The sequence below is a fragment of the Mycobacterium sp. C31M genome, from assembly GCF_053345865.1.
The window spans coordinates 335,469-348,335 of record NZ_JBKFAX010000004.1 but is presented as its reverse complement, the minus strand read 5'-3'; the positions used below and the strand labels follow the sequence as shown (position 1 = coordinate 348,335).

Genomic DNA, 12,867 nt, shown 5'->3' with positions numbered 1-12,867 from the left:
CAAGCGACTACAGCGCGCTCCGTTCCGATTCACCTTCCGCGGCGGGGGCCGCTTCGCGGAGCAACACCGCAGGTCGCAGCCGGTCCGGGAGCGCGCGCAGCGCGAGAGCGGTGGCGGCCAGGATTGCCGCGGTGCCGCCGACAATCGCCACCAAGGGCGCCGCCGGGAACACGTTCTCCAACACCATGTACGAGCCGAACAGTAGGAACAACGCGGCGGCCCCGATCTGGATGATCCGCTCCGGCAGATGCTTGCCCAGCACGGCTCCGACCATGATGGCCAAGGCGTCGGCGGCCACCATTCCTACCGTCGATCCGATCCACACACCCACCCAGTGGTTGTCAGCTGCCAGCGTGACGGTGGCGAGCATCGTCTTGTCCCCGAGTTCGGCGAGAAAGAACGCCGACGTCACCACGAAGAACGCGGGGGCAGTGGCGCGTTGGGCCAGGCCGGCCTCACCATCGCTGAGCTTGTCACCGCGTAGCGTCCACGCCCCGAAGAAGATGAACATCACGCCGGCGATGAGGCCGAGCAGGTGCGTCGGCAATGCGGCGCCCAGATAGTGTCCGATCGCGACCGAGAGAATGTGCACGACGGTCGTCGCCGCAGTGATGGCAGCCACCACCACCCACCAGCGATAACGCAACGCGAACGTCATCGCCATCAGCTGGCTCTTGTCACCTAGCTCTGCAACGAAGATCACGGCAAAGCTCAGCAGCAGGGCCGACCACATGTGCACCTCCCGGCTCAGTGGCTGCCAGAGTGAGCGGACTCCGGCCGACAGCCACGATTGGCAAAACGGCCGAAGGTCTCGTCCACCGGCGCGGGCCGGTCCGGGCAACCGGGATATCCGACGTCATTGCCGGTGTATCCAGTGTGTCGATTGTCCGATTGGGGGCTACTCCCCTTCGCTGCAGCCGACAGTATCCGACCGACGCGCCGCGCGCAACTGCACGTCCATCGAAAGATGGTTCTTCGCAACAACTTTGGGATCCGAAACCAAGATGTTCGGATTTCCGAACGCATCGCCGGGAATTCCCGAACTCGGCTGTGGAGCACCCTGATGCCAGAGTTCGCCGATCCGAAATCCGCAGCTCAACCGGTCGGGCAGGTACCGGCAGCCTCGCGCAGCACCCGCGCCGACGACGCGTCCACCGGCAGCCCGTAGCCACGCAACACCTCGGCGAACTGCACCGCGTACTGGCACCAGAAGGCGCGGTTCGGCGGCATCCAGATGGCCGGCTCACTGTCACCCTTGTCCTGGTTGGCGCCGCCGGCGACCGCGAGCAGGTTGGCCGGATCGTTGGCGAAGCGCAACCGCAGCGCATCGGGCCAATTGCGCGCGCCCAGATCCCAGGCCAGCGCCAACGGGACGATGTGGTCGATCTGCACCGAGGCGCCGATCTGGTTGCCGCGCACGAAGGCGATCTTCTCGTTGGTGTACGGGTCGACCAGCGTGCCCGTCGCCACCGCCGTCGGGCAACGTTTGATCGACACGTAGGACTTCTCGATCAGATCACGGTCGAGGATGTCATTGCGGGTGTCACAGCCATTGCGCCCGCCGGGCGCGTCGTTGGCGTCATCCCAGGCGTCCCCGAACGCATCGCGCCGGTAGTCATATCCGGGTATTCGCGCCGGGATCTCGGCCACCCCGGCCAGCACGTCGACCCCCGCGGCCACCGTCGGTATCTCGGCATCGGCCACGTAATGTGATGAGCCCGTGCCCGGTTCGGCGCCGGTCTGCACCGCCACCAGCACGGCCAACGCCGCACCGACCGCGAACAGCGCGGCGCGTTTCACGACATGTCCAGGTACTGCACACGGTCCGTATCGGAGAACGGTGCGGCCAACACATCGAGGCCGGGTTGCCGAGGGCTGTCCAGATACGCCCTCTCGCAGAAGCCGCGGGCCTCCTGGATGACCTCAAGATGTTCGGCCAGCGACAGGTAGCGCAGGGTGGTCAGCCGCCCGGACTGGCTGTAGCCCAACACATCACCCTCCTGACGTTCCCGCAGATCGAGATCGGCCAGCTCGAACCCGTCCAACGTCCCGGCCACCGCCCGCAACCGCTCGGCGGCCTTGGAGGTCGGGGGCATCCGCGTCACCAGCAGACACAGGCTCGGATGCTGGCCGCGACCGATCCGGCCGCGCAACTGGTGCAGCTGACTGATACCGAACCGGTCGGCGTCCATCACCACCATCACCGTCGAGTTGGGGACGTCCACGCCGACCTCGATGACGGTGGTACACACCAGTACGTCGAGATCGCCCGCACGGAATTCCGCCATCACGGCGTCCTTCTCCTCAGGCGCCAGCCTGCCGTGCATCAGGCCCAGCCGCAGCCCGGCCAGCGGGCCGGTGCGCAGCCGCTCCAGCATCTGCAGCACCGTGATCGGCGGCGGGCCGTGCTCGTTGCCGTTCTTCTTGTCCGGTTCCTCGTCGATGCGCGAGGCCACCACATAGGCTTGCCGCCCGGCGGCGACCTCTTCGTTGATCCGCGCCCAGGCCCGGTCCAGCCAGGTGGGCTGAGCCTGGGAGAAGATCACATTGCTGACGATCGGCTGGCGCCCGCGGGGTAGTTCACGCAGGGTGGAGGTCTCCAGATCACCGAAGACCGTCAGCGCGATGGTGCGCGGGATCGGTGTCGCGGTCATGACCAGCAGGTGCGGGGTGATCCCGCCGGTCGCCTTGGCGCGCAACCGATCCCGCTGCTCGACACCGAAGCGGTGCTGTTCGTCGACCACCACCATGCCCAACTGGGCGAACTCCACCGACTCCTGGATCAGCGCGTGGGTGCCGATGACGATGCCCGCCGTACCGGAGGCGATCGCATCACGGGCCTGGCGCTTCTGTTGCGGCGACATGGACCCGGTGAGCAACGCCACCCCGGTCGCGCCGTCGGCCGCGCCGAGTTCGCCCGCCATGGCCAGTGGACCCAGCACCTGCCGGATCGACCGATAGTGCTGTGCGGCAAGAACTTCGGTCGGGGCCAACAGCGCGCACTGCATACCCGCGTCGACCACCTGCAGCATCGCCAACACCGACACGATGGTCTTACCCGAGCCGACCTCACCCTGCAGCATGCGATTCATCGGCCGGGTGCCCGCCAACTCGCCGGAGATCACCTCGAGCACCTCACGCTGCCCACCGGTGAGCTCGAAGGGCAGCTGGGTCTGCAGCGCGGCGAGCAGCCCACCCGCGCGCGCCGGCGCCGACGGGCCGGTCTCGCCCAGCTCGCCGTAGCGCCGGGAGACCAGCGCCCACTGCAGACCCACGGCCTCGTCGTAGGTCAGCCGCTCCTGCGCAGCAGCGCGCTCCAACGAGTTCTCGGCCAGGTGCACCCCGCGCAGCGCGGCATCCTCGGAAATCAGATCCCATTGCTGCAGAATCGATTCCGGCAGCAGCTCGGGCACCGGGTCGAGCACGGCCAGCACCTGACTGACACAGGCGAAGATGTCCCAGCTCTGCAGTTTCTTGGTGGCCGGGTAGATCGGAAAGAACTCCTTGTCGAACGCGGCCAGCACACCGTCCCCAGATGCCCCGGACGCGTCGGCGATCTTCGCGAAGGACCGGGTCCCGATCGTCCGGCCGGTCGGCGAATCGAGCACCAGGAAGGCGGGGTGCGACAACTGCAGGGTGTTGCGGAAGTAGCCGATCTCACCGGAGAGCATCACCCGGGTGCCCTCGGTCAGACTGTTGACCAGGTAGTCGGCGTTGAAGAAGGTCGCGGTGATGGCCGGGTTGCGGTTACCGAGTGTGACCCGCAGGAACTTGCGCTGTTTCTTGCCGGGCTGGCGCCGCATGTAGTTGGACTCGGCCTTGGTGATCGTGTCGACAAAGGTGACATGTGTCCCCTCGTCGAGTTCGATCTCCTCACCTTCCTCGCGCACGCTGATGCCGTCGCTGTACTTGCGCGGATAATGCCGCAGCAGATCGTTGACGGTGCGCAGGCCGAAGGCCTCCTCAAGGGAGGTCGCGGCCTTCGCGCCGAGCACATGGGACAGCAGATCGCCCAGAACCGCCACGGTTACTCCACTCCGATCAACAATGCGTCGCCGTCGTGACCGGTGCGGTAGCTGACCAGTTCGACACCCAGATGCTCGCGCCGGACATGCTCGCGCAGCCAATCCCCCACACCATCATCGACGCCGGCACCGACCAATACCGTCACCAACTCGCCACCCGCCGCCAACAGCAGGTCGATCAGCCCGGCACCGGCGGCCACCACATCACGTCCGACGATCAGCACCTCGTCACCGGTGATACCCAGCCCGTCACCGGCTTTGCAGGACCCGGCCCAGGTGAGCGCGTCCTCGGTGGCGATCCGGACCGAGCCGTGCCGGGCGCCCGCGGCCGCCCGTGCCATGGTGTAACCGTCATCGACACCGTGGCGTTCGGCGTCATGCACCGCCATCGCGGCCAAACCCTGCACCATCGACGCGGTGGGGACCGGGACGACCTCGATACCCCAACCGGTGGCCGCGGTACAGCCGGCCACCAACTCCTCGGCGGCGACATAACCGTTGGGCAACAACATGACCTGCGCGGCGTCGGCGTCCACCAGAGCGCGCAACAGCTGTTGCGCGCTGATCGGGTGACCGTCGGTCGGGCACAGCACCCGCGCGCCCTCGTCGGCGAACAACGTTGCCGCTCCGGCACCGTCGGCCACGGCCAGCACCGCACGGTCGAGGCTGCCCGCGGCGACCGGCCGGGCACCGGTGAGCAATGTGACCTGAATGCCGCTGGGCACCCCAACGGCCAAGCCGGCCTCCACCGCCGCACCGGCGGCGTCGGTGTGCACGTGTACCGAATGCGCGCCGTTGCGCCCGGCGGTGATCGCCACCGAATCACCCAACGCATCCAGGGCGGTGCGCAGCCCCTCGACGGCATCGGCGGCGCAGCCGGTCAGCAGATACATCACCTCGAACCGGGGCGGCGCCGGCTCGGTGCGCGCGGGCTCGGGATTGGCCGCCGCCGGGTGGTAGGTGTGGCGGGCCGGCGCGGTGCCGGTGAGGGTGGCGGTCATGGCGTCGAGCAGTACCAGCAGGCCGCGGCCGCCGGCGTCGACGACGCCGGCCGCGGCCAGCACATCGAGCTGGGTGGTGGTGTAGTCGAGGGCGACGGCCGCGGCCGCGGCTGCCTGCGCGGCGACCACGGCCATATCCGCATCGGCGTGCTGCTCGGCCGCACCGGCGGCCGAGGCCAGCACCGAGACGATGGTGCCGGGCACCGCCTGTCCCATCGAGGCGACCACCAGGGTTTCAGCGCACCGCAGTGCGGCCGCAAAGGCCGGCCCGTCGATGACGGCCAGGTGTTTGTCGGCGGTGAGATCGGCCAGGCCGCGCAGGATCTGCGACAGGATCACCCCGGAGTTACCGCGGGCTCCCCGCAATGCCCCGTCGGCCAACAGTGCCGTCAGCGCGACCAGGTCCAGGTCGTCGCGGCCCTCGGTGCCCGCCACCGCCGCCCGCATGGTGAACAGCATGTTCGTCCCGGTATCGGAGTCCGCGACGGGGAAGACGTTGAGGCGGTTGATCTCGTCGGCGTGGGTGATCAGCTGCCCGACCGCGGTGTGCGCCCAGCGTCTCAACGTCGGAGCGTCGAGCCGCGCAGCCGACATCTACACCTCCCGAACGTCCCACCAGCCGTGCGCGTCAGAATAGTCATCACCGCTGACAGCGGCTGTGGACATACACAGGTTGTGAGCCGTTTTGGAGATCGGTTCCCGGGCCGGGTATCCTGGCCAGGTTGTCGGGTCACCCCGTGTGGGTCGTTGGCCTACCAGTACTGATACGAGGAGTTTTACACATGGCTGCCGTGTGCGATGTCTGCGGAAAGGGCCCCGGCTTCGGTAAGTCGGTTTCACACTCCCATCGCCGGACCAGCCGACGGTGGAACCCGAACATCCAGTCGGTGCGCGCCGTGGCGCGTCCGGGTGGCAACAAGCAGCGTGTCAACGTCTGCACCTCCTGCCTGAAGGCCGGCAAGGTCACCCGCGGCTAGTTCCGCTCACGCGGTTCGCCGCCTCGATCCACACCAAGAACGACGGTCACCTCTCGGTGACCGTCGTTTTGTGACTGCACGTCGCGCGCGACCGTTGTCAGACCTACCAGGTTTCAGTCACGACGGGCGAGTGCTCGCGAGGCTGAAACCAGGGACGCAGAATCGCTCCGGGACCTACCTCAGTACAGCCGGGACCCCACATCGCCGATCATCCTGAAGCCACGTACAACCGGGGCCGGCGAGGTCATCGCTAGGGCAGTCGCCAATCCACCGGCTCGGCGCCCAGTTGCGCCAATAGTTCGTTGGTGCGGCTGAACGGTCTGGAGCCGAAGAACCCGCGCGACGCCGACAGCGGTGACGGGTGTACCGATTCGATGACACCGCACCCGGCCTCGGTGAGCAGCGGCTTCAGCGTGCCCGCATCGCGGCCCCACAGGATCGCCACCAGCGGTTCCGGCCGCGCCACCAATGCGCGGATGGCGCATTCGGTGACGGCCTCCCAACCTTTTCCGCGGTGCGACGCCGGTGTTCCGGGGCGCACCGTCAACACCCTGTTCAGCAGCATGACACCGCGCTGCGACCAAGTGCTGAGGTCGCCGTTCGACGGCGTCGGGTGACCCAGGTCGGCGCTGTACTCGGTGAAGATGTTGACCAGGCTGCGCGGCACCGGCCGGACATCGGGGGCCACCGAGAAGCTCAGCCCGACCGCGTGCCCCGGCGTCGGGTAGGGATCCTGGCCGACGATGAGCACCCGCACCGCGTCGAACGGATAGGTGAACGCCCGCAGGATATTCTCACCGGCGGGTAGATAGCGATGCCCGGCGGCCAGTTCGGCGCGCAGGAACTCCCCCACCTGCGCGACCTGGCCGGCCACCGGTTCCAGGGCCCGGGCCCAGCCGGGTTCGACGATTTCGGTCAACGGGCGTGCGGTCACGAGGGCCAAAACTAGCGTGCCCGCGGGTCAGTAGGACTGCCAGCCCGCACTTCCGTGCCATGGCCGCCCGTCGATCAGGACGCCGGCGGGCCCGTCCGTCGTCGTCCCGATCACCCGCCAACCCGGTGGCACCGCCGCGCCGAAGACCGCGACCAGCGCATGTTCCTCACCGCCGCCGAGCACCCAACTCCAGGCATCGTGGCCGGCTGCCGCGGCGGCCGACGCCAACCGGTCGTGATCGGCGGCCAACGCCTGCTGCGACAGGTCGATCCCGACGCCCGATGCGGTGGCGATGTGCCCCAGATCCGCCAGCAGCCCATCGGAGACATCGGTCATTGCGGTGGCCCCGGATTCGGCCGCAACCCTTCCCTGCCCGTACGGCGGATGTGGCGTCAGATGAGCGGCACGTAGCTCGTCATGGCCACCGACCTCCTTGAGCCACAAGGCAAGTCCGGCCGCCGAGGTGCCCAGATCGCCGGCCACGGCCACCGTCTGTCCGGGCCGCGCGGTGTCCCGGCGGACCGGTTCGCGCCCATCCAGATTGCCGAGCGCGGTCACCGACACCACCCACAGCGGTGCGCTCACCAGATCACCGCCGGCGATCCCGCCGCCGCAGCGCTGTGCTTCGGCCCACATGCCGTCGGACAGCTCCTGCGCCGCGGCGGCCGGGGTGTCCGGTGGGGCGGCGAAGGCGACGACGAACGCCGTGGGCGTCGCGCCCATCGCCTCGATGTCGGCGGCGTTCTGAGCGATCGCCTTGCGGCCGACGTCGTACGGGCGTGACCAGTCCAGCCGGAAATGCCGGTCCTGCACCAGCATGTCGGTGGACACCGCGGTCACCCCGGCGATCACGGCGGCGTCATCGCCGGGGCCGAGGGTCACCGCCGCGGGTTGGGCTCGATCGGCGACGATCCGATCGATCACACCGAACTCGCCGACCTGCGCCAGAGTCGGCCCGTTGTCGGTCATCTCACCGTCCTGCCTGAGGATCGGCGCCCTGTCCACCGGCGCGACCTGCGGTACGTTTATTGCCTGCTTGAGTCTAGGCAGCGGAAACGGAGGGCACCCCAGTGGTGGAGGCATTCATGCTGATTCAGACCGAGGTGGGCCGCGCCGAGGTCGTCGCGAAGCAGCTGACCGGCCTGTCCGGGGTGGTCTCGGCCGAGTACGTCACCGGCCCCTACGACGTGGTGGCCCGCCTCGGCGCGGACTCCGAGGAGGAACTGCAGCGCACCGTGGTCGATCGGGTGCAGCAAGTGGCCGGCATCACGCGCACCCTGACCTGCCCGATCGCCGAGACAGGCCAGCCATAGAGTTGACGGCGTGACCGACCCCGATGAACACCCGGCTGACAGGGACGGCCCGCCCCGCTCGCTGATCATCGCCGCGGTCGGGGTCGCGGTCGCGGCCGTGATCGTGCTGCTGACCTTCGCCGCGACCCGACAGGCCGCGCCGGCTGACAAGCCGGTGCCGATTGCCGCCGCACCGGCGCCGCAGGCCGAGTCCGCGGAGTGCACCGCGCTGATGGATGTACTTCCCGAACAACTCGGTGACTACCGGCGCGCCGAGGCCGTCGAACCGGTGCCCGCCGGTGCAGCCGCCTGGCAGGCCGACCCGGACGCCGATCCGGTGATCATGCGGTGCGGGCTGGACCGGCCCATCGATTTTGTGGTCGGCACCCCGGTGCAGGTCGTCGACGAGGTGCAGTGGTTCGAGGTCAGCCAGCACGGGGTGAGCACGTGGTTCGCTGTCGACCGCAGCGCCTACGTGGCACTGACCCTGCCCTCGGATTCCGGGCCGACGCCAATCCAGCTCATCTCCAAGGCGATCGCGCGGACGATGCCGGCGCAGCAGCCCACGCCGGGCCCGGCACGCTAGATTCCCCCGCCGAGATGGACGTTTGGTACGCAGCTACTCGCACAATTTGGCCCGTTTGTACGTTTGGGCGGGAAGGTCAGCGCAGGCCGGTGCCCCGGGCGATCGCCGTCTCGACCATGGTGGCCAGCAGCGTCGGGTAGTCGACCCCGCTGGCCGCCCACATCCGCGGGTACATCGAGATGGTGGTGAACCCGGGCATGGTGTTGATCTCGTTGATCACCGGGCCGGTCTCGGTGAGGAAGAAGTCGACGCGGGCCAGGCCCTGGCAGTCGATGGCGCGGAACGCCCGGATCGCGAGCGCCCGCAACTGCTCGGCGACATCGTCGTCGACCTTGGCCGGGACATCGAGCTCGGCGGCATCGTCGAGGTACTTGGTGGCGAAGTCGTAGAAGGTGTCCTCGCGGTCGCGCACACCGGCCACCCGGATCTCGCCGATTTCGCTGGCCTCGACCCGGCCGTCGGGGAACTCCAGGACACCACACTCGACCTCGCGGCCGATCACGGCGGCCTCGACGATGACCTTGGGGTCGTGTCGGCGCGCATCGGCGATCGCGGCGGGCAGCTGATCCCATGCCGTCACCCGGCTGACCCCGATCGAGGAGCCACCGCGCGCGGGCTTGACGAAAACGGGCAGGCCCAGTCGCTCCCGGTCGTCGAGGCCGACGGTGTCCTGACCGGGTCGCAGCACGATGTAGTCACCGATCGGCAGGCCCTCGGCCACCAACAGCTTCTTGGTGAACTCCTTGTCCATCCCGGTGGCGCTGGCCAGCACCCCGGCACCGACATAGGGCACCCCGGCCAACTCCAACAGACCCTGGATGGTGCCGTCCTCACCGTACGGTCCGTGCAGCACCGGGAAGACCACGTCGACCGAGGTCAAGACCTCGCCGGCACCCTCTCCCAGCGACAGCAGCTCACCGCGGCGGACCGGATCGGCGGTCAACGCCAACGCAGTGCCGTCGGACACGTTCGGCAGTTCGCCGGCGGTGATGGCCAGCGTCTCGGGCCGGCCATCGGTCAGCACCCAGCTGCCATCCGGGGTGATGCCGACGGCGACCACCTCGAACCGGTCCGGGTCGAGATTGCGCAGGATGCTGCCTGCAGAAACACAGGAAATCCCGTGCTCGGAGCTGCGTCCGCCATAGATGACGGCGACTCGGGTACGGGCACTCACAACCTGCAGAGGCTACCGGCTGGGGCCACCGACCGGCTGTTCAGGTGAGCGCACCCTCGATATCGGCGACGATATCGTCGGTGTCCTCGATGCCCAGCGAGATCCGCGCGAACCCTTCGGGAACCGGGTCACCCCAGCGGGCGCGCCGGTCCACGCAGGTGTGGATACCACCGAAACTGGTCGCCGACACCAGCAGGGCACTGCGTTCGATCAGCCGGTGTACGGCCGCGGCATCGGCCAGTTCCACCGACACCAGCCCGCCGAATCGGCGCATCTGCTCGACCGCGACCGGGTGCGAGGGATCGTCGGGCAGCCCGGGATACCGCACCGACCGGACGGCCGGGTGATCACGCAGCATCAACGCGACGGCGTGCGCGTTGCGGCACTGCCGCTCGATGCGCAGCCCGGCACTACCCAGGCTGCGCAGCGCCAGCCAGGCCTCGAACGGGCCCAGGATCGGGCCTGCCAACAGCCGGTCGCGTTCGACGGCGGCCATCAGCTCGGGATGGCTGCCCGCGACGTACCCCGCGAGCAGGTCGCTGTGACCGGACAGCGCCTTGGTGGCACTGGCGACCACCAGATCGGCTCCCAACAACAGCGGCTGCAGGCCGAGCGGCGTCGCGGCGGTGTTGTCCACCACCAGGATGGTGCCGCGGCCCCGGCAGATATTGGCGAGCCGGTGCAGATCCACCACATCCAGGGTGGGGTTCACCGGTGTTTCGGCGAGCACCACATCGGCATGCCCGGCAGCCGCACACATCTGGTCGGCGCTCGCCTCGACGACGGAGACTCCCAGTGGCGCCAGATATTCGGCGGCGTACCGGCGGACCTGGTAGTAGCCGTCGGCGGGCACCACCAGCGTCGCACCCGGTCTGGCCAGCACCCGCAGCACCGCGCTGATGGCGCCCATCCCGGAACCGAAGACCACCGCCGCGGCCGCGCCCTCGAGCTCGGCCAGCGCCGATTCCAGCTGCCGCCAGGTCGGATTGGAGGCTCGGCCGTAGGTGTCCAGCGTCGCCGACTCGTCGTCGGACAGGTGGAAGGCCGATGCCGGAACCGGGACCGGCGCCACCGGATCACCCGGAACCGCATGCGCACCAACGGCATTGACGGTGCGGGTGGAATCGCCGTATTCCATTTGTGCTGATCTCCCGTCCAGGCCTACTCCGGTTTGGTGCTACGCCCCAGCAGCAGCATCACGGCCTGCTCGACCGACAACCCGTGATGGCACACCTGGTAGACGGCGTCGGTGAGCGGCATCTCGACGTCATAACTGGACGCCAACGCGAGCACCGACTGGCACGAGGTCGCCCCTTCGGCCACGTGACCCTGGGTGGCGTGTAGTGCCGATTCCATCGAACCACCCATACCGAGGCGCTCCCCGAAGGTGCGGTTACGCGATTGCGGCGAGGTGCAGGTCGCCACCAGGTCCCCCACCCCGGCCAGTCCGGCCAGCGTTGCCCCCTTGGCGCCCAACGCGATTCCCAATCGCATGATCTCGGCCAGACCGCGGGTGATGATCGCTGCCGAGGTGTTTTCCCCCAGCCCGGCACCGGCAGCCATACCGCAGGCCAGCGCGATGACGTTCTTGCAGGCACCGCCGATCTCGGCGCCGACGACATCGGAGTTGGTGTAGGGCCGGAAGTACGGTGTGGACAGCGCGCGCTGCAACGCCACCGCACGGCCCGAGTCGGTGCAGGCCACCACGGTGGCGGCGGGCTGCTCGTCGGCAACCTCCTTGGCCAGATTTGGTCCGGTCACCACGGCCACCCGGGCCGGATCCGCGCCGGTGACCGCGATGATGACCTGCGTCATCCGCATCAGGGAATCGAGTTCGATGCCCTTGGCGAGACTGACCAGCGTCGCGTCATCGCCGATGAGGTGTTTCCAGTTGTCCAGGTTGGACCGCAGTGTCTGCGACGGCACGCCGAGCAGAACGGTGCACGCACCGTCGAGGGCCTCCGCGGGATCCCCGGTCGCCTGGATGCCCGCGGGCAGCTCGGTGTCACCGAGGTAGCCCGGGTTGCGGCGGGAACTGTTGATCTCGGCGGCCAACTCGGGCCGCCGGGTCCACAACCGCACCCCGTTCCCGGCATCGGCCAGTACCTTCGCCAGCGCAGTTCCCCATGCACCTGCACCCATCACCGCGGCTTCGACCACGGCTCAACCCTAGCTGCATCGGCGGTACTGGCAGGATGGTGGCATGACAGGCACCACCGGGCGGCCGCAGGTCGGCGTGCTGATCGCGGTGAAACGACTGACCGCGGCGAAGACGCGACTGGCGCCGGTACTGTCGGCCGCCGCCCGCGAGCAGCTGGTGCTCGCCATGCTGACCGATACCGTCACCGCGGCGGCAGCGGTTGCGGCGGTGAGTTCGGTCACGGTGGTGACCCCGGACCCGGATGCTGCGGCCGCCGCGCGCGCGTTGGGCGCCCAGGTGTTCATGGATCCCACGCCGCCGGGCCATCCCGACCCACTCAACAATGCCCTCGCTGCTGCCGAAAGCGCAAGCGCCACAGCGAATATCGTGGTTATTCAGGGAGATCTTCCGGCGCTTCGAGCCACCGAGCTCGCCGAGGCGATCGCCGCCGCGGCGCACCATCGACGCAGCTTCGTCGGCGACCGGCACGGCACCGGCACCGCCGCGCTGTTTGCCTTCGATTCCCCGTTGGATCCTCGATTCGGCCCGGAATCCACACGGCGGCACGCCGATTCGGGGGCGGTACAGCTGACCGGCGACTGGCCTGGGCTGCGTTGCGATATCGACACCCCGGAGGATCTGACCGCCGCGCTCATTCTCGGCGTCGGTGCGGCGACCGCGCAGGTCGCCGGACAGCTGTGCCCGACGGGCTGTCAGCGCTGACCCCTCCTACTGGAA

The 12,867-nt window shown here is 68.7% G+C and carries 13 protein-coding genes; 4 read left to right on the top strand and 9 right to left on the bottom strand.

Annotation, left to right across the window (positions count from 1 at the left end; genetic code table 11):
• Window positions 1-7: 7 nt before the first annotated feature.
• From ACLBYA_RS08775 to ACLBYA_RS08760, 4 genes are all read right to left on the bottom strand, one after another.
• The gene (locus ACLBYA_RS08775) at window positions 8-733 is read right to left on the bottom strand and encodes a TMEM165/GDT1 family protein (RefSeq protein ID WP_447708988.1); all 726 of its coding nucleotides are present in this window, start codon (window positions 731-733) and stop codon (window positions 8-10) included.
• 362 nt (window positions 734-1,095) lie between these two features.
• Window positions 1,096-1,800: an HNH endonuclease family protein gene (locus tag ACLBYA_RS08770; RefSeq protein WP_447708987.1), complete on the bottom strand. Its 705-nt coding sequence runs from the start codon at window positions 1,798-1,800 to the stop codon at window positions 1,096-1,098.
• Complete coding sequence (gene recG, locus ACLBYA_RS08765; protein WP_447708986.1) at window positions 1,797-4,025, bottom strand: ATP-dependent DNA helicase RecG; 2,229 nt, start codon at window positions 4,023-4,025, stop codon at window positions 1,797-1,799. The genes ACLBYA_RS08770 and recG overlap by 4 nt, the downstream gene beginning before the upstream one ends.
• Before the next feature lie 2 nt (window positions 4,026-4,027).
• Window positions 4,028-5,620, bottom strand: a complete 1,593-nt coding sequence (locus ACLBYA_RS08760; protein ID WP_447708985.1) for a DAK2 domain-containing protein — start codon at window positions 5,618-5,620, stop codon at window positions 4,028-4,030.
• A gap of 188 nt (window positions 5,621-5,808) precedes the next feature.
• Between ACLBYA_RS08760 and rpmB the strand changes: the two genes are divergently transcribed.
• Window positions 5,809-6,003, top strand: a complete 195-nt coding sequence (gene rpmB / locus ACLBYA_RS08755; protein ID WP_030135717.1) for a 50S ribosomal protein L28 — start codon at window positions 5,809-5,811, stop codon at window positions 6,001-6,003.
• Window positions 6,004-6,253: 250 nt separating this feature from the next.
• Here the strand turns inward: rpmB and ACLBYA_RS08750 are convergent, their stop codons facing one another.
• Together ACLBYA_RS08750 and ACLBYA_RS08745 are read right to left on the bottom strand one after the other, a co-directional pair.
• Window positions 6,254-6,937, bottom strand: a complete 684-nt coding sequence (locus ACLBYA_RS08750) for a uracil-DNA glycosylase (RefSeq protein ID WP_447708984.1) — start codon at window positions 6,935-6,937, stop codon at window positions 6,254-6,256.
• A 27-nt stretch (window positions 6,938-6,964) separates the two neighbouring features.
• On the bottom strand, window positions 6,965-7,906 hold the full coding sequence (locus ACLBYA_RS08745) for a thiamine-phosphate kinase (protein ID WP_447709080.1): 942 nt from the start codon (window positions 7,904-7,906) through the stop codon (window positions 6,965-6,967).
• Between the two features lie 101 nt (window positions 7,907-8,007).
• On the opposite strand from ACLBYA_RS08745, the gene ACLBYA_RS08740 reads away from it, so the two are divergent.
• Entirely contained in the window at window positions 8,008-8,250 is a 243-nt protein-coding gene (locus ACLBYA_RS08740; protein WP_447708983.1) for an Lrp/AsnC family transcriptional regulator, read from the top strand.
• A gap of 10 nt (window positions 8,251-8,260) precedes the next feature.
• Complete coding sequence (locus ACLBYA_RS08735) at window positions 8,261-8,815, top strand: DUF3515 domain-containing protein (RefSeq protein WP_447708982.1); 555 nt, start codon at window positions 8,261-8,263, stop codon at window positions 8,813-8,815.
• A gap of 76 nt (window positions 8,816-8,891) precedes the next feature.
• On the opposite strand, the gene ACLBYA_RS08730 is transcribed toward ACLBYA_RS08735, so the two are convergent.
• The 3 genes from ACLBYA_RS08730 to ACLBYA_RS08720 are packed head-to-tail and all read right to left on the bottom strand — an operon-like array spanning window position 8,892 to window position 12,149.
• Window positions 8,892-9,989, bottom strand: a complete 1,098-nt coding sequence (locus ACLBYA_RS08730; protein WP_447708981.1) for a D-alanine--D-alanine ligase family protein — start codon at window positions 9,987-9,989, stop codon at window positions 8,892-8,894.
• 40 nt (window positions 9,990-10,029) lie between these two features.
• Entirely contained in the window at window positions 10,030-11,127 is a 1,098-nt protein-coding gene (locus tag ACLBYA_RS08725) for a cystathionine gamma-lyase (protein ID WP_447708980.1), read from the bottom strand.
• A gap of 23 nt (window positions 11,128-11,150) precedes the next feature.
• On the bottom strand, window positions 11,151-12,149 hold the full coding sequence (locus ACLBYA_RS08720; protein WP_447708979.1) for an NAD(P)H-dependent glycerol-3-phosphate dehydrogenase: 999 nt from the start codon (window positions 12,147-12,149) through the stop codon (window positions 11,151-11,153).
• Window positions 12,150-12,192: 43 nt separating this feature from the next.
• Here ACLBYA_RS08720 and cofC point away from each other — a divergent pair, with 43 nt between their 5' ends.
• On the top strand, window positions 12,193-12,852 hold the full coding sequence (gene cofC, locus ACLBYA_RS08715; RefSeq protein WP_447708978.1) for a 2-phospho-L-lactate guanylyltransferase: 660 nt from the start codon (window positions 12,193-12,195) through the stop codon (window positions 12,850-12,852).
• The last annotated feature ends 15 nt before the right edge of the window (window positions 12,853-12,867 follow it).